Source organism: Streptomyces sp. NPDC053069, from assembly GCF_044546895.1.
In the GTDB taxonomy this organism is placed as follows: Bacteria; Actinomycetota; Actinomycetes; order Streptomycetales; family Streptomycetaceae; genus Streptomyces.
Genome location: NZ_JBITZN010000008.1, coordinates 369,688 through 389,759 on the forward strand (window position 1 = coordinate 369,688; position 20,072 = coordinate 389,759).

General features: G+C 72.2%; 21 protein-coding genes. 8 read left to right on the forward strand and 13 right to left on the reverse strand.

Features of this window, described 5'->3' with window-relative positions:
- The first annotated feature begins 99 nt into the window (after positions 1-99).
- Complete coding sequence (locus ACIGXP_RS21205) at positions 100-1,140, forward strand: ketoacyl-ACP synthase III family protein (protein WP_399770360.1); 1,041 nt, start codon at positions 100-102, stop codon at positions 1,138-1,140.
- A 57-nt stretch (positions 1,141-1,197) separates the two neighbouring features.
- Here the strand turns inward: ACIGXP_RS21205 and thpD are convergent, their stop codons facing one another.
- The 6 genes from thpD to ACIGXP_RS21235 all read right to left on the reverse strand — a co-directional run bounded on the left by thpD (position 1,198) and on the right by ACIGXP_RS21235 (position 6,332).
- On the reverse strand, positions 1,198-2,091 hold the full coding sequence (gene thpD, locus ACIGXP_RS21210; RefSeq protein WP_363214933.1) for an ectoine hydroxylase: 894 nt from the start codon (positions 2,089-2,091) through the stop codon (positions 1,198-1,200).
- Between the two features lie 6 nt (positions 2,092-2,097).
- Complete coding sequence (locus ACIGXP_RS21215) at positions 2,098-2,502, reverse strand: ectoine synthase (protein ID WP_399770362.1); 405 nt, start codon at positions 2,500-2,502, stop codon at positions 2,098-2,100.
- A 21-nt stretch (positions 2,503-2,523) separates the two neighbouring features.
- The gene (gene ectB, locus ACIGXP_RS21220; RefSeq protein WP_363214931.1) at positions 2,524-3,795 is read right to left on the reverse strand and encodes a diaminobutyrate--2-oxoglutarate transaminase; all 1,272 of its coding nucleotides are present in this window, start codon (positions 3,793-3,795) and stop codon (positions 2,524-2,526) included.
- A 13-nt stretch (positions 3,796-3,808) separates the two neighbouring features.
- Positions 3,809-4,327: a diaminobutyrate acetyltransferase gene (ectA, locus tag ACIGXP_RS21225; protein WP_363214930.1), complete on the reverse strand. Its 519-nt coding sequence runs from the start codon at positions 4,325-4,327 to the stop codon at positions 3,809-3,811.
- Positions 4,328-4,582: 255 nt separating this feature from the next.
- Positions 4,583-5,140, reverse strand: a complete 558-nt coding sequence (locus ACIGXP_RS21230; protein ID WP_399770365.1) for a DinB family protein — start codon at positions 5,138-5,140, stop codon at positions 4,583-4,585.
- Positions 5,141-5,252: 112 nt separating this feature from the next.
- A complete protein-coding gene (locus ACIGXP_RS21235; protein ID WP_399770534.1) occupies positions 5,253-6,332 on the reverse strand; it encodes a pyridoxal-phosphate-dependent aminotransferase family protein in 1,080 nt (359 codons plus the stop codon).
- A gap of 141 nt (positions 6,333-6,473) precedes the next feature.
- Here ACIGXP_RS21235 and ACIGXP_RS21240 point away from each other — a divergent pair, with 141 nt between their 5' ends.
- From ACIGXP_RS21240 to ACIGXP_RS21260, 5 genes are all read left to right on the forward strand, one after another.
- On the forward strand, positions 6,474-7,325 hold the full coding sequence (locus ACIGXP_RS21240; protein ID WP_363214928.1) for a transporter substrate-binding domain-containing protein: 852 nt from the start codon (positions 6,474-6,476) through the stop codon (positions 7,323-7,325).
- Entirely contained in the window at positions 7,322-8,155 is an 834-nt protein-coding gene (locus tag ACIGXP_RS21245; RefSeq protein ID WP_399770367.1) for an amino acid ABC transporter permease, read from the forward strand. The genes ACIGXP_RS21240 and ACIGXP_RS21245 overlap by 4 nt, the downstream gene beginning before the upstream one ends.
- Entirely contained in the window at positions 8,152-8,946 is a 795-nt protein-coding gene (locus ACIGXP_RS21250) for an amino acid ABC transporter ATP-binding protein (RefSeq protein ID WP_399770370.1), read from the forward strand. Before ACIGXP_RS21245 ends, ACIGXP_RS21250 begins: the two co-directional genes overlap by 4 nt.
- Positions 8,947-8,964: 18 nt before the next feature.
- On the forward strand, positions 8,965-10,056 hold the full coding sequence (locus tag ACIGXP_RS21255; RefSeq protein WP_363214925.1) for an amidohydrolase family protein: 1,092 nt from the start codon (positions 8,965-8,967) through the stop codon (positions 10,054-10,056).
- 143 nt (positions 10,057-10,199) lie between these two features.
- A complete protein-coding gene (locus ACIGXP_RS21260; RefSeq protein ID WP_399770372.1) occupies positions 10,200-11,144 on the forward strand; it encodes an SCO1860 family LAETG-anchored protein in 945 nt (314 codons plus the stop codon).
- A gap of 54 nt (positions 11,145-11,198) precedes the next feature.
- Here ACIGXP_RS21260 and ACIGXP_RS21265 read toward each other — a convergent pair whose 3' ends face one another.
- Positions 11,199-11,798: an NADPH-dependent FMN reductase gene (locus ACIGXP_RS21265; protein WP_399770374.1), complete on the reverse strand. Its 600-nt coding sequence runs from the start codon at positions 11,796-11,798 to the stop codon at positions 11,199-11,201.
- A gap of 114 nt (positions 11,799-11,912) precedes the next feature.
- Here ACIGXP_RS21265 and ACIGXP_RS21270 point away from each other — a divergent pair, with 114 nt between their 5' ends.
- Complete coding sequence (locus tag ACIGXP_RS21270; RefSeq protein WP_399770376.1) at positions 11,913-12,749, forward strand: helix-turn-helix domain-containing protein; 837 nt, start codon at positions 11,913-11,915, stop codon at positions 12,747-12,749.
- Positions 12,750-12,785: 36 nt separating this feature from the next.
- Here ACIGXP_RS21270 and cobC read toward each other — a convergent pair whose 3' ends face one another.
- From cobC to cobM, 6 genes are read right to left on the reverse strand one after another with little or no spacing between them, the layout of a single operon-like run.
- Positions 12,786-13,850: an Rv2231c family pyridoxal phosphate-dependent protein CobC gene (gene cobC / locus ACIGXP_RS21275; RefSeq protein WP_399770378.1), complete on the reverse strand. Its 1,065-nt coding sequence runs from the start codon at positions 13,848-13,850 to the stop codon at positions 12,786-12,788.
- The gene (locus ACIGXP_RS21280; RefSeq protein WP_399770380.1) at positions 13,840-14,757 is read right to left on the reverse strand and encodes a sirohydrochlorin chelatase; all 918 of its coding nucleotides are present in this window, start codon (positions 14,755-14,757) and stop codon (positions 13,840-13,842) included. Before ACIGXP_RS21280 ends, cobC begins: the two co-directional genes overlap by 11 nt.
- On the reverse strand, positions 14,754-15,341 hold the full coding sequence (locus ACIGXP_RS21285; RefSeq protein WP_399770383.1) for a precorrin-8X methylmutase: 588 nt from the start codon (positions 15,339-15,341) through the stop codon (positions 14,754-14,756). The genes ACIGXP_RS21280 and ACIGXP_RS21285 overlap by 4 nt, the downstream gene beginning before the upstream one ends.
- Positions 15,338-17,065: a precorrin-3B C(17)-methyltransferase gene (cobJ, locus tag ACIGXP_RS21290; RefSeq protein ID WP_363214918.1), complete on the reverse strand. Its 1,728-nt coding sequence runs from the start codon at positions 17,063-17,065 to the stop codon at positions 15,338-15,340. The genes ACIGXP_RS21285 and cobJ overlap by 4 nt, the downstream gene beginning before the upstream one ends.
- A complete protein-coding gene (gene cbiE, locus ACIGXP_RS21295) occupies positions 17,062-18,387 on the reverse strand; it encodes a precorrin-6y C5,15-methyltransferase (decarboxylating) subunit CbiE (RefSeq protein WP_399770385.1) in 1,326 nt (441 codons plus the stop codon). The genes cobJ and cbiE overlap by 4 nt, the downstream gene beginning before the upstream one ends.
- Positions 18,384-19,202 carry a precorrin-4 C(11)-methyltransferase gene (gene cobM, locus ACIGXP_RS21300; RefSeq protein ID WP_363214916.1) on the reverse strand — a complete coding sequence of 273 codons (819 nt, stop codon included), beginning with the start codon at positions 19,200-19,202 and terminating at the stop codon, positions 18,384-18,386. Before cobM ends, cbiE begins: the two co-directional genes overlap by 4 nt.
- Positions 19,203-19,318: 116 nt before the next feature.
- On the opposite strand from cobM, the gene ACIGXP_RS21305 reads away from it, so the two are divergent.
- A complete protein-coding gene (locus ACIGXP_RS21305; RefSeq protein WP_399770389.1) occupies positions 19,319-20,053 on the forward strand; it encodes a ZIP family metal transporter in 735 nt (244 codons plus the stop codon).
- The last annotated feature ends 19 nt before the right edge of the window (positions 20,054-20,072 follow it).

A 20,072-nucleotide genomic window follows, 5' to 3' on the forward strand; every position in this document is an offset into this window, starting at 1 on the left:
CGGCCGCGAGATCGCCGCGCCCGACGGTCTCGCGGGAGCGGCCGCACTCCACCCGAGGTGGAGTCGACCACCCGCCGTCTAGCAGGATCAGAGGTACCCATGCGTTGGGAGCAGCTTTACATCGCCGGAGTCGGCGCATACCTTCCCGAAGCGGTCGAGAAGGCCGAGACCGCCGTTGCCGCCGGCCTGTACGCCGCCGATGCGGCGGAGGCGAACGGAATCCGCGCGGTCCGGATCGCCCGGGCGGACGAGGCACCGCCGGTGATGGCGGCCGCGGCGGCACGCCAGGCGGTGGCCCGCTCGGGGTGCGAGGAGGCGCAGTTCGGGCTGGTGGTGCACGCCTGCCTCGGCCACCAGGGGCAGGAGTTCTGGCAGCCGGCCTCCTACGTCCAGGACAACTCGGTGGGCGGCAGCGGTGCGGTGGCCGAGGTGCGCCAGGGGTCCAACGGCTCGCTGACCGCCCTTGAGCTGGCGGCTTCCTGGGTGACCGCCCGCCCGGGCAGCGCCGCACTGGTGACGGCGGGGGACTCCTTCCACCTGCCGTACTTCGACCGCTGGACCAGCGACGACTCCCAGGTCTTCGGTGACGGCGCGGGCGCCGTGGTGCTCACCTCCGGTACGGGCTTCGCCCGGGTGCGCTCCACCGCCACGCTCTCCGACGCCACGCTGGAGCCGATCTACCGCGGCACGGCGGGCTGGACGGCGGGACCGTTCCTGGACGGCCGGCCGGTGGACCTGCGGGAACGGAAGCTCGCCTATGCCGCCACGGTGGAGGAGGGGGCGGAAGGCACGATCATCGCGCGGATGGGCGGCAATCTGCTCGCCGTGGTCGAGACCGCGCTGCAGGACGCCGACGTCGAGCTCGCCGACATCGCGTACGTGCTTCACGCCAACACCGGCGCGCGTCTGGTGGAGAACGGCTTCTACAAGCTGCTCGGCATCGACGACACGAAGACCGTCTACGAGTGGGGGCGCGAGATCGGGCACATCGGCGCCGCCGACCAGCTGGTCAACCTGAACCACCTCGTCGAGAGCGGCCGGCCGGCCGCCGGCGACCTCGTGCTGGTCTTCGGGGTCGGTATCGGCTTCACCTGGAGCGCGGCGGTGCTGGAGATCCTGGACGTCCCGGCCTGGGCATGAGCCCGCACCGCGCCGCCGCCGCACCGCTGGATCGGCGGCGGACGCGGTGGTGTGGACTCACCGCACGGGGGTGAAGTCCCGGGCCCCGATGAAGTCCGGCCGGCGCACCGGCGCGGCGAACGGCTCCACCGCCGTGTTCTCCACGCTGTTGAACACGATGAAGACGTTGCTGCGCGGGAACGGCGTGATGTTGTCGCCGGAGCCGTGCATGCAGTTGCAGTCGAACCAGGTCGCCGAGCCGGCCCTGCCGGTGAACAGCCGGATGCCGTGCTCGCTTGCCAGCGCGGTCAGCGCCTCGTCGGACGGGGTGCCCGCGTCCTGCATCTGCAGGGACTTCTTGTAGTTGTCCTTGGGCGTGGCGCCGGCACAGCCCAGGAACGTCCGGTGCGAGCCCGGCATGATCATCAGGCCGCCGTTGGTGTCGTGGTTCTCGGTCAGCGCGATCGAGACGGACACCGTGCGCATGTTCGGCAGGCCGTCCTCGGCGTGCCAGGTCTCGAAGTCCGAGTGCCAGTAGAAGCCGCTCGCACCGAAGCCGGGCTTGACGTTGATCCGGGACTGGTGGACGTACACGTCCGAGCCGAGGATCTGCCGGGCCCGCCCGACCACCCGCGGATCGCGCACCAGGTTCGCGAACACCTCGCTGATCCGGTGCACTTCGAAGACCGAGCGGATCTCCTTGGACTTCGGCTCGACGATGGAGCGCTCGTCGGCGCGGATCGCCGGGTCGGAGACCAGCCGGTCCAGCTCACGCTTGTAGACCTCGACCTCGTCCGGGGTGATCAGCTGGTCGACGGCGAGGAACCCGTCACGCTCGTACGCCTGGAGGTCGGACGTCGGGATCGGGCCCGGCGTGTCCGGGGAGCCCCAGACGACCGGGTCCTGACGCGGGACGGTCACCTCGGTGGTGCCGCGGGTCGGGTAGAGATCCTTCACGGGGGCAGTGGTCATGGGTTCTCACACCTCCTCGGGCTCGGTGAGCAGCGGGTAGACGCCGTTCTCGTCGTGGTCCTCCCGTCCGGTCACGGGCGGGTTGAACACGCAGATGCAGTGGAAGTCCTCCTTGACGCGCAGGGTGTGCCGCTCGTGCCCGTCGAGGAGGTACATGGTGCCGGGGGTGATCGTGTACGTCTTCCCGGCCTCGTGGTCGGTGAGCTCGGCCTCGCCCCGGGTGCAGACGACGGCCTCGATGTGGTTGGCGTACCACATCGACGTCTCGGTCCCGGCGTACAGGACGGTCTCGTGCAGGGAGAAGCCGACCCGCTCCTTGGCGAGGACGATCCGCTTGCTCTCCCAGGTGCCGGACTTCGCCCTGACGTGCCGGTCGGTGCCTTCGATGTCCTTGAACGATCGGACGATCACAGTGGTGCAACTCCTAGGTGGTCATGCGGTTTCGCGGACGGCACGGGCGAGGATGCTCAGGCCCTCGTCCAGCTCGTCCGGGGTGATGGTGAGGGCGGGCAGCAGCTTGACGACCTCGCCCTCCGGGCCGGACGTCTCGATGAGCAGCCCCAGCTCGAAGGCCCGCCGCGCGACCCGCGACGCCCGGCCCTTGTCGTGGAACTCCATGCCCCACACAAGACCGCGCCCGCGGTACTCCTTCACATCGGCGAGGTTCTCCTCGGTGACGGCGATCAGCGCCTGCTCGACCTGCTCGCCACGGGCGCGGGTCTGCTTCTCCATGGCCGAGCCGTCGGTCCAGTACGCCTCCAGCGCGGCGGTGGCGGTGACGAAGGCCGGGTTGTTGCCGCGGAAGGTGCCGTTGTGCTCGCCCGGCTCCCAGACGTCCAGTTCCGGCTTGAACAGGCACAGCGACATGGGCAGCCCGTACCCGCCGATGGACTTGGAGACGGTGACGATGTCGGGGGTGATCCCGGCCTCCTCGAACGAGAAGAAGGCACCCGTGCGCCCGCAGCCCATCTGGATGTCGTCGACGATCAGCAGCATGTCCTGCCGCTCGCACAACTCCTTGAGGGCGCGCAGCCATTCGGGCCGGGCGACGTTGACGCCGCCCTCGCCCTGCACGGTCTCCACGATCACGGCGGCGGGCTTGTTGAGCCCGGAGCCCTGGTCCTCCAGGAGCCGCTCGAACCACAGGAAGTCCGGGACCGTGCCGTCGAAGTAGTTGTCGAACGGCATCGGCGTGCCGTGCACCAGCGGGATGCCGGCACCGGCCCGCTTGAAGGCGTTCCCGGTGACGGCGAGGGAGCCCAGGGACATGCCGTGGAAGGCGTTCGTGAAGGACACGATCGCCTCCCGCCCCTTCACCTTCCGGGCCAGCTTCAGCGCCGCCTCCACGGCGTTGGTCCCGGTCGGCCCCGGGAACATGACCTTGTACGGCAGGTCCCGCGGGCGCAGCACCAGATCCTGGAAGGTCTGCAGGAAGGACCGCTTGGCCGTGGTCGACATGTCCAGGCCGTGGGTCACCCCGTCCCGGGACAGATAGTCGATCAACGCCCGTTTGAGTACGGCGTTGTTGTGGCCGTAGTTGAGTGAGCCGGCACCGGCGAAGAAGTCGAGGTACGCATGACCGTCCTCGTCGTACATCCGGCTGCCCTGCGCCCGGTCGAAGACGGTGGGCCAGCCGCGGCAGTAGCTGCGCACCTCGGACTCGACGGTCTCGAAGACGCTGAGGTCGGGCTGGGTGATGGTCACGGTGAATCGCTCCTCAGTGGGCGGTGGTGTCGGTCAGCGGACCGATGCGGTAGAGGACTTCGGGGTCGTGCGGGCCGTCCGGGAACAGCTCGGCGGGGAACAGCACCGCACGCTCCAGGTGCGCCCCGTGCCGGGCGGCGAACGAGGTGAACAGCCGCTCGGAGGCGGTGTTGCCGGGCGTGATGGTGGTCTCCACGTCGGTGATGCCCTGCTCGTCGGCGAGTCGTGCGGTCAGCCCGTCCAGCAGCCGGGCGGCGATGCCGTGGCCCCGGTACGCGGAGTCGACGGCCACCTGCCAGACGAGCAGGGTGCGGGGGTGCTCCGGCCGCACATAGCCGGTGACGAAACCGACCGGCTCCCCGTCCGCACCGCGCGCCACCGCCGAGGTGCCGGCGAAGTCCCGGCACCACAGCAGATAGCTGTACGAGGAGTTCAGGTCGAGGGTTTTCGAGTCCTTGGCGAGACGCCAGAGCGCGGCTCCGTCGGTCACCGCCGGCTGGTCGATGAGCAGGTCTGCGGGTGCGGCAGTCATGCGGCACGAATTTAGCGAGGCGAATTAGGAAATGCACGGCCGCCGTCACTGTGCCGCGCAGAGGCCTCGGCGAAATGACCGAATTGACCCGCATCAAATCGGGACAAAAGTGCTGCGCTGTGGAGTGTGTCACAGCGCAGAAACCGCCAGAAAACCGCCAGGAAACTTCCCCGTTTAGCCTTGCAAAAAGCGGGCAGAAGAAGACGGGAAGCTGTCGCCCAGAGAATTGGCGGGAATTGTGAAGCTCAATTGAATTCAGGCTCCGGCGGTGCCGTCGATTCGTTCACGCAGAATGTCGGCGTGCCCATTGTGCCGGGCGTACTCCTCGATGAGGTGGATCAGCACCCAGCGCACACTCACCTCGACGCCGGCCATCGGTCCGTCGGCGATCCGCCCGGTGTCCTCCAGAGCCCGCTCGGCAAGCAGCTCACGGCCGCGCGCGATCTCCCGCCGCCACGCATCCAGCGCCTCGTCGAGCCCCCGCCCCGGAGCGAGGGCGTACCCCGTCTCCTCCTCGAACACCGGCGGCACGTCCAGCCCGGCCACCACCCGCTGGAACCAGGTGCGCTCGACCTCGGCGAGGTGCTGGACGAGCCCGAGCAGCGTCAGCGACGACGGCTGCGCGGAGGCATGCCGCACCTGCGCGTCGTCCAGCCCCCGGCACTTCAGCTCCAGCGTGGCCCGGTGAAAGTCGAGCCAGCTCTCCAGCGTGGGCAGCTCGGGTCCGGTCAGCAGGGGGATCGGCCGGCCGTCGGGGAGCGTGCGGGGTGCCTCGGGTGTGCCGTCGCTGCGGGGGGTCTGTCGCATGGTCATGGGCGAAAGGGTGACACGGAGCACCGACATCCGAACCCGCAAGCAACCGGCGGGTCCGGGGGCGGAGCCCCCGCACCGGACCCCGCTCGGGTCGACCGGCCGGCACCGCTCGTCACGGCCGGCCTGAGCCGAACGACACCCTCTGGCGCTGCACGCCGAGCGCCGTCCCGAGCGCCGTCAGGCACCTGTCCACGGTCTCCGCGGAAGCGTCCGGGCCGTAATGGTTGACCCGGATCATCTCCTTGGCCAGCGCACCACCGCCGGCGGCGATCGGCAGCGTCGGGTCGTCGGTCAGGGCCCGCGCCACCACCTCCGACGCCACCACCCCCGGCGGCACCCGAAGCGTCGTGGCGACCGGTGCCGCATCCGAGGCCTCGGACACATACGGCTCAAGGCCCCCGCCCAGGGACACCGCACCCGCCCGCGTGGCCAGCGCAGCGCTCCGGTGCCGGTCCATCACCACATCCAGCCCCACCGACTCGATCCGCTCCAGACACGCCTCCAGCGCCAGCATCTCCAGCTGTGCCGGAGCATGCGGCAGCACGGCGCGCCCGGCGTCGGTCCAGCGCTCCTTCCAGTCCAGCAGGGACAGATAGGACCGGCGCGGAGCGTTCGGGTTGGCCGCCATCCGGGCCCAGGCCCGCTCGCTCACCGAGATCGCCGACACACCCGCCGGACCGCCCATCGCCTTCTGCGCGCCGATCACGCACAGATCCACGCCCCACGCGTCCGGCAGCACCGGCTCCGCGCCCACGGAGGCGACCGCGTCCAGATAGAACAGCGCGCCCTGCTCCCGTACCGCCTCGGCGATCTCCGCGACCGGATTGGTGTTTCCGGTCGCCGCCTCCGCGTGCACCAGCGAGACGAAGTCGATCTGCGGATGCTCGGCGAACGCCTCCCGGATCTGCTCGGCGGTCACGGCCATGTGGAAGGGCACCGACAGGTCGTACACCGTCGCACCGCAGTCCCGGAGCCAGTTCCCGAACGTCTGCCCGTACGGGCCGGTGATCACGTTCAGGGCCACCGTGCCCGGACCGGCCGCCGCCCGGATCGCGCCCTCCAGCGGCAGCAGCGCCTCCCCCTGCGTGATCAGCACGTCCTGCCGGGTGCCCAGCAGCCGGGCGACGGCGTCCTCGATGGCGGCGAAGCGCTCGGCGCTGAGCGGGGGCAGATCGAGGAAGGGGTGGCTCACGGTGCTGCTCTCTTCGTTGCTCACGGAGGTCGACTCGTCCGATCTTAGGTGCAACGGTTCCGTAACCATCGGTTTGATTTGAGAGACTCAAACTCTTCCTTATAATCGGAACTCACCGTTCCCCCACAGAGAAGATCCCCCATGAAAACGTTCCTCGGACGCCGGACCCGCCTCCTGGCTGCCACCACCGCCACCGCCGGTCTGGTGCTCGTGGCCGCCGGCTGCTCCTCGAACGGCAACGGGGGGAGCGGCGGCGCCACCGTCAAGGGTGTGCACGTCGTCAAGGCCGGTCAGCTGACCACCTGCACCCACCTGCCCTACCCGCCGTTCCAGTCGGAGATCAACGGCAAGGTGCAGGGATTCGACGTCTCCCTCATCGACCTCGTCGCCAAGAACCTGGGCGTCGAGCAGCAGATCGTCGACACGCCGTTCGAGAACTTCAAGACCGGCGCCTTCCTGAACTCCGGCCAGTGCGACCTGGCCGCCGCCGGCATGACCATCACCGCCGAGCGCAAGAAGAACGTCGACTTCTCCGACCCGTACTTCGAGGCCACCCAGGCCGTCCTGGTCGACAAGAACAGCGGCGTCAACTCCCTGGCGGACGTCAAGGCCAAGGGCAAGAAGCTCGGTGCCCAGGCGCAGACCACCGGCGAGGACTACGTCAAGAGCAAGGGCTACGACCCGATCTCCTTCGAGTCCTCCGACGCGGTCCTCAACGGCCTGCGCACCGGCCAGGTCCAGGCCGTCGTCATCGACTACCCGGTCGTCCAGGGCTGGCTGAAGGACAAGGCCAACGCGGACAAGTTCAAGGTCGTCGACAACCTCAAGACCGGTGAGCAGTACGGCTTCACGGTCAAGAAGGGCAACACGGCGCTGCGCGAGGCCATCAACAAGGCCCTCAAGCAGGCCAAGGCGGACGGCACCTACAAGAAGCTCTACGAGCAGTGGATCGGCCCCTACAACGCCTCCGTGGCCTCTCCCGCCGCCTCATGACCGACGCGGACGTACGACTCCAGCCGAAGAAGAAGGGGCTGACGCGGCGTCAGAGGCGTCGGCTGTCCCGCGGCGTGCAGTACGTCGTCTTCGTCGCCGCCGTGATCGCCATAGCGGTCACGGCGGACTGGGGGCGGCTGCAGAACCAGTTCGCGCAGGGCGCCATCGCCCGGCAGATGTGGCCGGACGTCATCACCCTGGCGCTGAAGAACACCGTGCTGTTCACGGTGTCCGGCTTCGTCCTCGGACTGGTGCTCGGCCTGGTCATCGCGCTGATGCGGCTGTCCTCCGTCGGACCGTACCGCTGGCTGGCCGGCATCTACATCGAGGTCTTCCGCGGTCTGCCCGCCCTGCTGATCTTCGTCTTCATCGCGGTGGCCGTGCCGCTGGCCTTCCCCGGCACGGAGATCCCGGGCGGAACCTACGGCAAGGGTGCCCTCGGTCTGGGTCTCATCGGCGCCGCCTACATGGCGGAGACGTTCCGCGCCGGCATTCAGGCGGTGCCCAAGGGGCAGATGGAGGCGGCCCGTTCACTGGGCTTCTCGCCGGCCAGGGCCATGGTCTCCATCATCATCCCGCAGGCGTTCCGGATCATCCTCCCGCCGCTCACCAACGAGCTGATCATGCTCTTCAAGGACTCCTCGCTGGTGCTGCTGCTCGGCGTGACCCTGGAGGAGCGCGAACTGTCCAAGTTCGGCAGGGACCTGGCCAGTACGACCGCCAACTCCACGCCGATCCTGGTCGCGGGCCTGTGCTACCTGCTGGTCACCATTCCGCTCGGCTTCGTCGCCCGCCGGCTGGAGGCCAGGGCCCAGGAGGAGATCAAGTGACCCGCCCCGAGATCCGCGTACGGGACCTGCACAAGTCCTTCGGCGACAACCACGTCCTGCGCGGCATCGACCTGGAGATCGGCCAGGGCGAGGTCGTCTGTGTCATCGGCCCCTCCGGCTCCGGCAAGTCCACGCTGCTGCGGTGTGTGAACCTGCTGGAGGAGCCCAGCAAGGGCCAGGTCTTCGTCGGCGACACCGAGATCACCGACCCGGACGTCGACATCGACGCCGTACGGCGCCGGATCGGCATGGTCTTCCAGCAGTTCAACCTCTTCCCGCACCTGAGCGTCACCGAGAACCTCACACTGCCCCAGCGCAGGGTCCTCGGGAGGGACAAGGCGACGGCCGCGAAGACCGCCGCCGAGAACCTGGCCCGGGTCGGCCTCTCGGAGAAGGCGGACGCCTACCCCTCCTCCCTCTCCGGCGGCCAGCAGCAGCGCGTGGCCATCGCCCGCGCGCTCGCCATGGGCCCCGAGGTGATGCTCTTCGACGAGCCCACCTCGGCCCTCGACCCGGAGCTGGTCGGGGACGTCCTCGCGGTGATGCGCAGGCTCGCCGAGGAGGGCATGACGATGATGGTCGTCACCCACGAGATGACCTTCGCCCGCGAGGTCGCCGACCGGGTCGTCTTCATGGACGGCGGCGTGGTCGTCGAGGACGGCAGCCCCGAGCGGGTCATCGGCGACCCGCAGCACGAGCGCACCCGCCACTTCCTGTCCCGGCTGCTCGACCCGGCCATGGCCGAGGTGGAGGAGGAGAGCTCCGACCAGGTGGGGAAGGAGCAGCCTTAGGCCGTTAGGGTGCGGTGCATGAGCGATGGCGCGGTGCTGCACGTGAAGGGCCGGGTTCTGGCCGGGCCGGACGACGTCCGTGACGAGCTGTGGGTGGTCGGGGGCCGGGTGTCCTACGACCGCCCCGCCGGGGCACGTGACATCCGTACCGTCGAGGGCTGGACGCTGCCCGGCCTGGTCGACGCGCACTGCCATGTGGGCCTCGGCGCGGACGGCCCGGTCGACGCGGACACCGCCGAGAAGCAGGCGCTCACCGACCGCGAGGCCGGCACCCTGCTGATCCGGGACGCGGGCTCGCCCTCCGACACCCGCTGGGTCGACGACCGCGAGGACCTGCCGAAGATCATCCGGGCCGGCCGGCACATCGCCCGTACCCGCCGCTACATCCGCAACTACGCCTGGGAGATCGAACCGGACGACCTGGTCGCGTACGTCGCCCAGGAGGCCCGGCGCGGCGACGGCTGGGTCAAGCTGGTCGGCGACTGGATCGACCGCGACCTCGGCGACCTCGCGCCCTGCTGGCCGCGCGAGGCGGTTCAGGCCGCCATCGCCGAGGCCCACCGGCTCGGCGCCCGCGTCACCGCGCACTGCTTCGCCGAGAGCTCCCTGCGGGACCTGGTCGAGGCGGGCATCGACTGCATCGAGCACGCGACCGGCCTGACCGACGACCTGATCCCGCTGTTCGCCGAGCGCGGCGTCGCGATCGTCCCGACCCTCGTCAACATCGCCACCTTCCCGCGGCTCGCGGCCGGCGGCGACACCCGGTTCCCGCGCTGGTCCGCGCACATGCGCCGGCTGCACGAGCGCCGCTACGACACCGTGCGCGGCGCCTACGACGCCGGGATCCCGGTGTACGTCGGCACGGACGCCGGCGGCTCGCTGGCCCACGGCCTGGTCGCGGCCGAGGTGGCGGAGCTGGTCACCGCCGGCATCCCGGCCGTGGACGCCGTCTCGGCGACGAGCTGGGGCGCCCGCGCCTGGCTCGGCCGCCCCGGCCTGGACGAGGGCGCACCGGCCGACCTGGTGGTGTACGAGGGCGATCCGCGGGCGGACGTACGGGTGCTGGCGGCGCCGCGCCGCGTGGTGCTGAACGGACGGATCGTGCAGTAGGGGAACGCCTGTGCCCCGTGATTCGAAGAGGTGTGCCGGGTATCCACGTTCGGGTGAAGTAGTGCGAGATCGCTGACCGTTCACCCACAGGGCGTACAGGGTTGACGGGTCCCAAGCACGTTTCCTCTGGGGGTCCCACCGCCTTGAACAGCAACAACTTCCGCATGCCCGCACGCCGTCTCGCGACTGTCGCGACGGTCACCGCCCTGGCCGCCGGTCCCGCGGTCCTGGGCGCGGGCGCCGCGCACGCGACCACCGACCACGGTCGCGCCTCCGCCGTCGTCCTGCGCACCGGGCTCGACGTCTCCCTGCTCAACAAGACCGTCGACGTCCCGCTCGCGGTCTCCCTCAACGAGGTCCAGGCACCGCAGAGCGCCGACAGGACCACGCTGTCCGCCCGGCTCGACGGCGTGGCCGGCGGCAAGCCGTTCACGGTCCTCGGCGCCGACGTCGCCTCCGCGAAGGCCACCGCGAGCGCGCAGCGCGCCGAGGGCTCGGTCCGGCTCGTCGACGCCCGGCTGCACGTCCCCGGCCTGCCCCTGCTGTCCCTGATCGAGGTCGGCACGGTCACCGCCAAGGCGACCTGTGAGGCCGGCCGGGCACCGGTCGCCTCGGCGAACGTCCTCGGCGGTGTCACCGTCCTCGGCAAGCGCGTCACGCTCACCGCCGGCGGTCCGACCGTGGTGAAGGTGCCCGGCGTCGGAGAGGTCCGCCTCGACCTCGCCCAGCGGCGCACCACGACCCGCACCGCTGCCGCCACTGCCCTGGAACTCAAGGTGTCCGTCAACCCCTTGAAGCTCAACGTGGCCGACGTCGAGGGCACCGTCACGCTGGCCAAGGCCACCTGCGAGACCCCGACGGCCCCGCGCCCGGTGCCGAGCCACGACCCGGCCGCGGGCCCGAAGTCCCAGGACGCGCCCGCGCAGGCCGACATCGCCTCCGACGTGAAGCCCCAGGGAGGCGCGGCGAAGACCGACCTCGCCGAGACCGGCGGAAGTTCCGCCACCCCGTACATCGCCGGCGGCGCGCTCGCCCTGGTGCTGGCCGGCGGGGGAGCGGTGACGGTGGCCCGCCGCCGCAGGGGCTGACGCCCCGCACCGCTGACAGGGCGGCGGCGTCCCACCCGCCGCCCCGCTCGGCCGTCATGCCGGGTAGGGCGCCGCTTCCCGGCCCGACCGGAGCGTGCCCGCCCACCAGGACAGCTGGTCGAACAGGGTCTTGGCGTAGCCCTCGGCCGCGCTGTCCAGCGGCCGGCCGTCCTGCCACGCGGTGAAGTAGTTCGGGAAGGCGAGACCGTCCCGGATGGTCACCGCGTGCAGTTCGGTCAGCACGTTCTCCAGGTGCAGCACGGCATGCCGGCCACCGGCCGCACCGCCGTAGCTGACGAAGGCGACCGGCTTCGCCGTCCACTGGGTGAAGTGCCAGTCGATGGCAGCCTTCAGGGAGGCGGGGTAGCTGTGGTTGTACTCCGGCGTGACGACGACGAACGCGTCGGCCTCCGCCAGCGCCGAGGTCAGCCGGGCCATCCCGGCCGGCCGCGGGTAGGCGTCACCGGCGAACTTCGGCGACTCGGCGGGCAGCGCCAACGGGATGTCGATGTCGGCCAGATCGATGACGTCGACCTCGAACCCCCCGTGCCGCCGCGCCTGTTCGGCCACCCACGACCCGACGACCGGCCCGAACCGGCTCTCCCGGACGCTCCCGACGACGACCAGCAACTTGTGTGTCTGCGTGTTCTCCATGCCCACCACGATCGGGTCGCCCGGCATCCCACAGCCAGACCGTGCTCAGGCTGGCCCCCGCAGGGCCACCCTGAGCACTCGGCGACCGTCGGACCGCCGGTCTATCCTCGCGCCATGGGCACACCACTGGGGGATTTCGTCCGGGCCAAGCGCGACAGCACCCAGCCGGCGACACTGGGCCTGCCGGAGCGCGGCCGCCGCCGCTCGCCGGGCCTGCGCCGACTGGACCTCGCCGCACGGGCCGGCATCAGCGTCGAGTACCTGACCCGCATCGAGCAGGGCCGCGACCGCAACCCCTCGGTGTCCGTGGTGAACGCGCTCGCCGACGCGCTCAGCCTCGACGCCGCCGAGCGCACCCATCTGCGCTACCTCGCGAAGATCACCGGCGGCGCGTGCACCGCCCACACCCGCCCGGCCCCGCCCCGCCGGGACGTCCGCCCCTCCCTGCTGCAGACGCTCCGCCTGCTGGAACCGGGCATCGCCGTCGTCACCAACCGCCTCGGCGACATCCTCGCCCGTACCAGCGGCTACGAGCTGGTGACCGGCGGCACCGGACTGCTCGACGCCGAGAACCCGAACCTGACCCGATACGTCTTCACCGATCCCCGGGCGCGGACGTTCTTCGCCGACTGGGACGAGGTCGCCGACGAGCAGGCCTTCGACCTGTGGCTCGGTCCGTCGGCCGAGAACTCGGAATGGCTCAGCACGGAACTCGCCCCCGTCGCCGGGCCGGAGTTCACCCGCCGTCTGAACCGCCATGTGGTGCCGCAGCGGGGCGTGCTCCGGCTGAACCACCCCACAGGCTGCGAACTCCGCCTCACCCGCGAGACCCTGGACGCATCGGCGGAGGCCCAGCAGCTCGTGGTGTACCTGCCGGCGGACGACGAGACGGCACAGGCCCTGGCCGGACTCCGGGCACATACGAGGGGCAGGCTCAGGGCGATCTCCTGACGGCGCTACCCAGCCGACCGGGCGGGCGGAGCTCGGCTAGGGCAGGGCAGCCGACAGTGCCGACAGGAACCCGCTCACCGTGACCCGGTCCCGCACAGCCACCCGCACCCATTCCTCACCGAGCCCCGGAAACGTGTCCCCCCGCCGTACCGCATAGCCGAGCTCCCGCAGCCGACGCCGTACCACCAGCGCTTGGGGCATACGGACCAGCACAAAAGGCCCTTCCGCAGGCTCCACCACCCGCACCCCCCGCGAAGCGAACGCGGACAACCCCGCCACCAGGTGGGCCCGGTCCGCCGCGATGCGATGCGCGGCATGCCCCGCCTCGGCCAGGGCCCGCGGTGCCACACACGCCCGCGCCGCGGTGAGGGCCGGCGTGGAGACGGGCCACAGCGGCTGAGACCGCTCCAGTTCGGCGACGATCTCCGAAGGAGCCAGCACGTACCCGATCCGCAGCCCGGCCAGCCCCCACGTCTTGGTCAGGCTCCGCAGCACCACGAGACCGGGCACATCCGTCCGCCCGGCCAGCGCCTCCCGCTCACCCGGCACCGCGTCCATGAACGCCTCGTCGACCACCAGCACCCGTCCGGGACGGGCCAGTCGGGCGATCGTCCCCGCCGGATGCAGCACAGAGGTGGGGTTGGTCGGGTTCCCGATCACCACCAGATCGGCCTCCTCCGGCACCGCCGCCGGATCCAGCCGGAACCCGTCCGCCTCACGCAGCAGCACCCGCTCCACGGTGTGCCCCGCGTCCCTGAGCGCCGCCTCCGGCTCGGTGAACTGCGGATGCACGACGACCGGGCGCCGCACCTTCAGCGCCCGCGCCAGCAGCACGAACGCCTCCGCCGCGCCGGCCGTCAGCAGCACCCGTTCCACCGGCAGCCCGTGCCGCGCCGCCACCGCCGCCCGCGCGGCCCGACCGTCCGGGTAGGCCGCGAGGGACGACAGCGAGGCGGCGATCTCCTCCCGCAGCCACGGCGGCGGCGTGTCCGCGCGGACATTGACGGCGAGGTCGGTCAACGCCGCCCCGTCGTCCCGCACTTCGGCGTCCCCGTGATGCCGCAGATCGTGCCCGGAGCCGCCGGTGTCGTCAGTGCGCATGGCTGTGCGAGTGCCCCCCGTGATGGTGGTGCCCGTGCCCGTGGTGATGGCCGTCGTCGTCCGGGTGGAAGTGCGGCTGCTGCGGCAGCCCCACCTTGTCCTCGAAGCCGGGCAGCGCGATCCGGTACACGCACGAGTCGCAGTTCATGCGCAGATCACCCTTGACGGCCTCTCCGTACCGCTCCATCACCAGGTCCAGCAGCTCCGGCTCGGGCCCGATGACGTCCGCCGAGCGCACATCGGCCTCGGGGTGCCCGGCCGCCCACTCCTCGGTCTGCTGCCGCACCCGGTCCGGCAGGATCCCGGTGAACAGGAAGTAGGGCAGGACGACGATCCGCCGCGCGCCCAGCCTCGCGCACCGGTCAAGGCCGCTCGGCACGTCCGGCGCCGCCAGCGACACGAACGCCGTCTCGACCCCCGCGTACCCGCGGCCCTCCCACAGCAGCCGCGCCGCCTTGAACACCTCGGCGTTGGCATCGGGGTCGGTCGAGCCGCGCCCGACCAGCAGCACGGTCACCTCCGCGCGGTCCGTGTCGCCCAGCACCTCCTCCAGCCGCCGCTCCAGCACGTTCAGCAGCGCCGGGTGCGGGCCCAGCGGGCGGCCGTAGGTGTACGAGATGCCCGGGTGCCGTTCCTTCTCGCGGGCCAGCGCGGCCGGGATGTCGCCCTTGGCGTGCCCGGCGGACACCAGCATCAGCGGCACGGCGGCGAACCGGCGCACGCCCCGCTCGACCAGCTCGGCGACGGCCTCGCCGAGCGGCGGCGGGGACAGCTCGATGAAGCCGCCCGCGACGGGCAGCTCGGGGTGGCGGCGCCCCAGCTCACGCACGAAGTCGCGGAACGCCTCGGCTCCGGCGTCGTCACGGGTGCCGTGTCCGGCGATCAGCAGGGCGGGCGGGGTGGTCACGAGGTCTCCTCAGACGAAAGGGGGTGGTACAGCAGGGCGTTGAGCGCGGCGGCGGCGACCGCCGAGCCGCCCTTCTCGGACACGTTGCTCACGGCGGGCAGCCCGCTCTCGCGCAACGCGGCCTTGGACTCGGCCGCGCCGACGAAACCGACGGGCAGACCGATGACGAGTGCGGGGGAGGCGTCCAGCGTGAGCAGCTCCTCCAGGGCGGTCGGCGCACAGCCGATCACCCACAGGGCGCCCGGTCCGACCTGTTCGTAGGCGAGCCGGACGGCATGGGCCGAACGGGTCAGTCCCGGACCGGACGTGGCGTCCTTCAGCCGGCACACGGTCTCCCGCCGGGTGATGCCGGCCGCGACCATCTCCACGTCCACGACGACCGGCGCCCCGGCGTGCAGCGCCGCGTGCGCCTTCACCAGGTCGTCCTCGGCCATGACGAGGTCGGTCGCGTATTCCAGGTCGGCGGCGGAGTGGATGACCCGCTCCACGACCGCCCGGGTCAGGGGCGGGAAGTGCGAGGTGTCCAGGCGGGCGCGCAGCCGCCGGAAGGACTCCTGCTCGATGGGGTGGACCACACGGTTCACTGGGCGTCCTCCTGCCCCGCGGCGGAGCCGCTCATCGGTGCGGCTTCCTGCCAGCGGTAGCCGCGCGGGGTCACCATGCGGCCCGCGACGGTGCGGGTCGCGGTGTTGCCCACGGTGACGACCGTCATCATGTCGACCGTCGCCGGGTCCAGCCCGGCGAGCGTGGTCACCCGGCTCGACTCGTCCGGCCGGGAGGCGTTGCGTACGACGCCCACCGGTGTCGTCGGCTCCCGGTGCCCGGCCAGGATCGCGAGCGCCTTGGGCAGCTGCCAGTCGCGGCCCCGGGAGCGCGGGTTGTAGAAGGTCACGACGAGGTCCGCCTCGGCCGCCGCCCGCACCCGGCGTTCGATGACCTCCCACGGCGTGTGCAGGTCGGACAGGCTGATGGAGACGTGGTCGTGGCCCAGCGGCGCGCCCAGGACCGCCCCGGCGGCCAGCGCGGCCGTCACCCCGGGCACCCCGACCACGTCGATGTCGTCCGATGCCTCGGCGAGCGCCGGGGAGGCCATGGCGTACACGCCCGCGTCCCCGCTGCCGATCAGCGCCACCGCATGCCCCTTGCGGGCCTCCGCGACCGCCGTACGGGCCCGCTCCTCCTCGGCGCCGAGCCCCGACTCCAGCACCCTGGTGCCCGGCCGCAGCAGGTCGCGGATCTGGTCCACGTACTGGTCGAGGCCGACCAGCACCGAGGCCCGGCGCAGCTCGGCCGCCGCGCGCGGGGTGAGCAGGTCCCGGGCGCCCGGCCCGAGCCCGACCACCGCGAGCCGCCCGCGTCCCGGGCGTCGTACGACCGCGCAGGTCGCCATCGCGGGCCGGCCGTCCGCACGCTCCGACTTCCGCTTGGGTACCAGCAGTTCACCGCCGCGCACCAGCGCGGCGGCCTCCGCCACCGACGGTGTGCCGACGGCCGCGAGCGGCGCGTGCGACGGGTTGGGCACCTCGACCGCCGCAAGCTCCTCGGCGGAGTACGTCACCAGCGGCACCCCGAGCCGTTCGGCGGCGGCCAGCAGGCCCGGCTCCTCGGACTTGGCGTCCACCGTGGCGAGTTCGGCCACGGACCGCACCGAGAGGCCCGCCTGCGCCAGCGTCTCCTCGACCAGCCCGAGGACCTCGTCCACCGGCGCGCCCTTGGACGCGCCGACCCCGACCACCAGGGACGGCGGACGCAACAGCACCTCACGCTCGCCCGGCGCGACATCGCGGTCGGTGAGCCGGATGGTGTACGACCCCTGCGCCGAGACCGGCAGCGGCGGCAGCGGCCACGGCACCTCTGCCTCCAGCGCGACCGGTTCGCCGTCCAGCAGGGCGCGGGAGACCAGGGCCACCGAGCCCTCGTACGGCAGCCCGAGCGTGTCCAGGCCCGCCAGTCCCACGGAGTCCGTCGCGGTCGTCACCACCGGCTGGGCCCCCAGCAGCTCGCCGACCGCGCGGGCCAGTTCGTTGGCGCCCCCGCCGTGCCCGCCGGCCAGTGACACCGCGAACCGGCCGCCCTCGTCCACGCACACCACACCCGGGTCGGCCGTCTTGTCGCCGAGCAGGGGCGCGAGCAGCCGTACCGTCGCGCCCGTCGCCAGGAAGCACACCAGCTGCTCGCACTCGGCGAACGCGGCCCGTACCGCCTCCCCGACGGGACCCTCGTACACGCGCGTACGGTCCGGCCAGGCCGCGGCCAGCCGGTCCCGCGCCACCGCCCCCGCCGCGGTGGCGGAAATCAGGCCGATCACTGGGCAACTCCCTCACTCGATACCGGGGTTCTGTCACCCCAGAGCAGAAACACAGGATTGGTGGCCGCGAGCCGGGTCACGTCCCCGGGCAGCGGCGCCAGGCGCGAGGACTGCAGCAGCACCCCGTCGCAGGTGAACCCGGCGGCCGTGAGCGCCTCACGGGCGGCCGGCACACGGTCCAGCGCGGCCATGGCGACGACCACGGTCCGCCGGGCCCGCCGCGCGCACGCGCCGACGACGGCGGGCAGTTCCCGGCCGCCACCGCCGACGAACACCGCGTCGGGATCGTCGAGCGTGTCCAGGGCCTCGGGGGCCGGGCCGTGCACCACGTCCACGTCGACCCCGTGGGCGTGCGCGTTGGCGTGGATCCGCGCCACCCCGTCCGCCGCCTTCTCCACGGCGACGACGGCCGCGCCGAGCCGCGCGCACTCCACCGCCACCGAGCCCGAGCCGGCGCCCACGTCCCACACCAGGTCGCCTAGCCGCGGCCCCAGCCGGGCCAGCGCCAGCGCCCGCACCTCGAACTTGGTGATCATCGAGTCGCGGTGCGCGAACCCGCCCTCGTCCAGCGCCCATCGGGCGGGTCCGGCCGGTGCCCCGGCGACCGTACGCACCCCGCCGAGAGCGCGTGTCTCGTCCAGGCACAGCACCACGCTGACGTCCGGGCCCCAGTTCCGGGCGGCGGCCTCGGCGGGCGTGACCCGTTCGACGCGCTCCTCCGCGGAGCCGAGGGCGGAGGCGACGACGAGGACGCGCCCGCGGGGCGCGTGCGCCGACGCGGACTCCGGCCCGGGGGAGCCGGCTGCGGGCGCGGCCACCGGACCGGCCGGCGCGTCCCGCGGTACCCGAGAGCGGTGCAGCAGCGCCGCCCCCAGTTCCGCCGGCCCCGCGCCCGGCCCCGTCAGCACCGCCACCTTCGGCCGCGCGCGGCACACGTTGACCGCCGTACGCAGCTCCCTGCCGTGTGCGCTGACGACCACGGCGTCGTCCCATGTCAGACCCACCCGGGCGAACGCGGCGGCCACGGACGAGACACCGGGCCGCACCTCAAGCCGCCGCGACCCGAACCGCTCGGCCAGCACCCGGACGATCCCGAAGAACCCCGGGTCGCCGGAGGCCAGTACGACGACCCGGCTCCGCTTCTCCAGATACCGCTCGATGACGTCCAGCGCCGGCGCCAGCGGCCCCAGCACGACCTGCTCGGCGCCGTCGGGCAGCCGTACCGCGTCCAGGTGCCGGCGCCCGCCGACCACCAGCGCGGCGCCCGCGAGAACGTCCGCGGCGACCGGCGCGCCCGTCCCCGTGCCGACGACCGTGATCAACTCTTCGCCCGCTGCTCGCGCAGGGCCCGCCGGGCCTCGGGGTCGGCCTTGCGGTATCCGTGGAAGTGCCCCGGGTGGTACAGGTGCGAACGGGTGCCGTGCGCGTCCAGCGCCGGGCCGACCAGGAAGAGCGTGTGCTTCCAGAGCTTGTGCTCCTTGACCGTCTCCTCCAGCGTGCCGATGGTGCAGCGCACGATCAGCTCCTCCGGCCAGGTCGCCTGGTAGGCGACGACCACCGGCGTGTCCGTCGGATAGCCGCCCTCCAGCAGCTCGCGCACCAGCTGTCCGCTGCGCGCCGCCGACAGGAAGACCGCCATGGTGGTGCCGTGCCGGGCGAACTCGCGCACCTCCTCGCCGGGCGGCATCGGCGTCTTGCCGCCGCCCAGCCGGGTGAGGACGACGGACTGCGCGACCTCGGGGATGGTCAGCTCACGCTGGGCGAGCGCGGCGACGGCGGAGAAGGACGAGACCCCGGGGACGACCTCCGTGGCGATGCCGATCTCGGCGCACCGGTCCAGCTGTTCCTGCGTGCCGCCCCACAGCGCCGGGTCGCCGGAGTGGATCCGGGCCACCTTCAGGCCCTCGGCACGGGCGCGCCGGTAGACGGCGACGACGTCCTCCAGGGACATGGCCGCCGAGTCGAGGACCTGAGCGTCCTCGCGCGCGTGCGCCAGGACCTCCGCCTGGACCAGGCTCGCCGCCCAGATCACCACGTCCGCCTCCGCGATCGCGCGCGCGGCACGGAACGTCAGCAGATCGGCGGCGCCGGGGCCGGCACCGACGAACGTCACCTTGCCGGTGGGGGCATCGGCCATGGGAGGGTCCTCTCGTACGGGGTCACCAATGAAAAGCAGGGGAAATATCAGGTTCTGCGCCGATGTGGGCGTGGCCGGATGTGCACGAAGGCGCCTTCATCGGATAGCAAGGGCCTATGGCGGTCTTCGTCGCGCTCGGCGCGTTCCTGATGACGCTGGCCGGCGGCTGGACGGCACAGCGCGTGACCGACCGTCGGCACCTGGTCCTCGGACTGGCCGGCGGTCTGATGCTGGGCGTGGTCGGCCTGGACCTGCTGCCGGAGGCGCTGCACGCCGCCCACCACGAGGTCTTCGGCGTACCCGCCGCCCTGCTGCTGTTCGTGACCGGCTTCCTGGTGGCCCATCTGGTGGAGCGCACGCTGGCCGCCCGGCAGGCCGCGCACGGCGGCGCCGAGGGACACGACCACCGGGCGCCCGAGGTGGGCCTGGCGGCGGCCGGCGCCATGGTGGGCCACAGCGCCATGGACGGCGTGGCGATCGGCGCGGCCTTCCAGGTGGGCGGCGGCATGGGCGCGGCCGTCGCGCTCGCCGTGATCGCGCACGACTTCGCGGACGGCTTCAACACCTTCACCATCACGAGCCTGTACGGCAACGCCCGTCGCCGCGCCATCGCCATGCTGGTCGCCGACGCCTGCGCACCGCTGCTCGGCGCGGTGTCGACCGCCTTCTTCCACATCCCCGAGCCGGTACTCGGCGGCTATCTCGGCCTCTTCGGCGGCGTACTGCTCTACCTCGCCGCCGCCGAGATCCTGCCCGAGGCCCACCACGAGCACCCGGCCCGCTCCACCCTGCTGTGCACGGTGGCGGGCGCGGCCTTCATCTGGCTGGTGGTCGGCCTCTCCGGCGGCTGAGCCGACCGGTCGCCCGGGC

Coding starts and splice junctions, on each gene's coding strand:
- ACIGXP_RS21205 (WP_399770360.1), top strand. CDS start 100: ATGCGTTGGGAGCAGCTTTACATCGCCGGAGTCGGCGCATACCTTCCC.
- ACIGXP_RS21270 (WP_399770376.1), top strand. CDS start 11,913: ATGGGCACACCACTGGGGGATTTCGTCCGGGCCAAGCGCGACAGCACC.
- thpD (WP_363214933.1), bottom strand. CDS start 2,091: ATGACCACTGCCCCCGTGAAGGATCTCTACCCGACCCGCGGCACCACC.
- ACIGXP_RS21230 (WP_399770365.1), bottom strand. CDS start 5,140: ATGACCATGCGACAGACCCCCCGCAGCGACGGCACACCCGAGGCACCC.
- ACIGXP_RS21265 (WP_399770374.1), bottom strand. CDS start 11,798: ATGGAGAACACGCAGACACACAAGTTGCTGGTCGTCGTCGGGAGCGTC.
- ACIGXP_RS21255 (WP_363214925.1), top strand. CDS start 8,965: ATGAGCGATGGCGCGGTGCTGCACGTGAAGGGCCGGGTTCTGGCCGGG.
- ACIGXP_RS21245 (WP_399770367.1), top strand. CDS start 7,322: ATGACCGACGCGGACGTACGACTCCAGCCGAAGAAGAAGGGGCTGACG.
- ACIGXP_RS21240 (WP_363214928.1), top strand. CDS start 6,474: ATGAAAACGTTCCTCGGACGCCGGACCCGCCTCCTGGCTGCCACCACC.
- ACIGXP_RS21305 (WP_399770389.1), top strand. CDS start 19,319: ATGGCGGTCTTCGTCGCGCTCGGCGCGTTCCTGATGACGCTGGCCGGC.
- ectA (WP_363214930.1), bottom strand. CDS start 4,327: ATGACTGCCGCACCCGCAGACCTGCTCATCGACCAGCCGGCGGTGACC.
- cobC (WP_399770378.1), bottom strand. CDS start 13,850: ATGCGCACTGACGACACCGGCGGCTCCGGGCACGATCTGCGGCATCAC.
- cobM (WP_363214916.1), bottom strand. CDS start 19,202: ATGGCCGATGCCCCCACCGGCAAGGTGACGTTCGTCGGTGCCGGCCCC.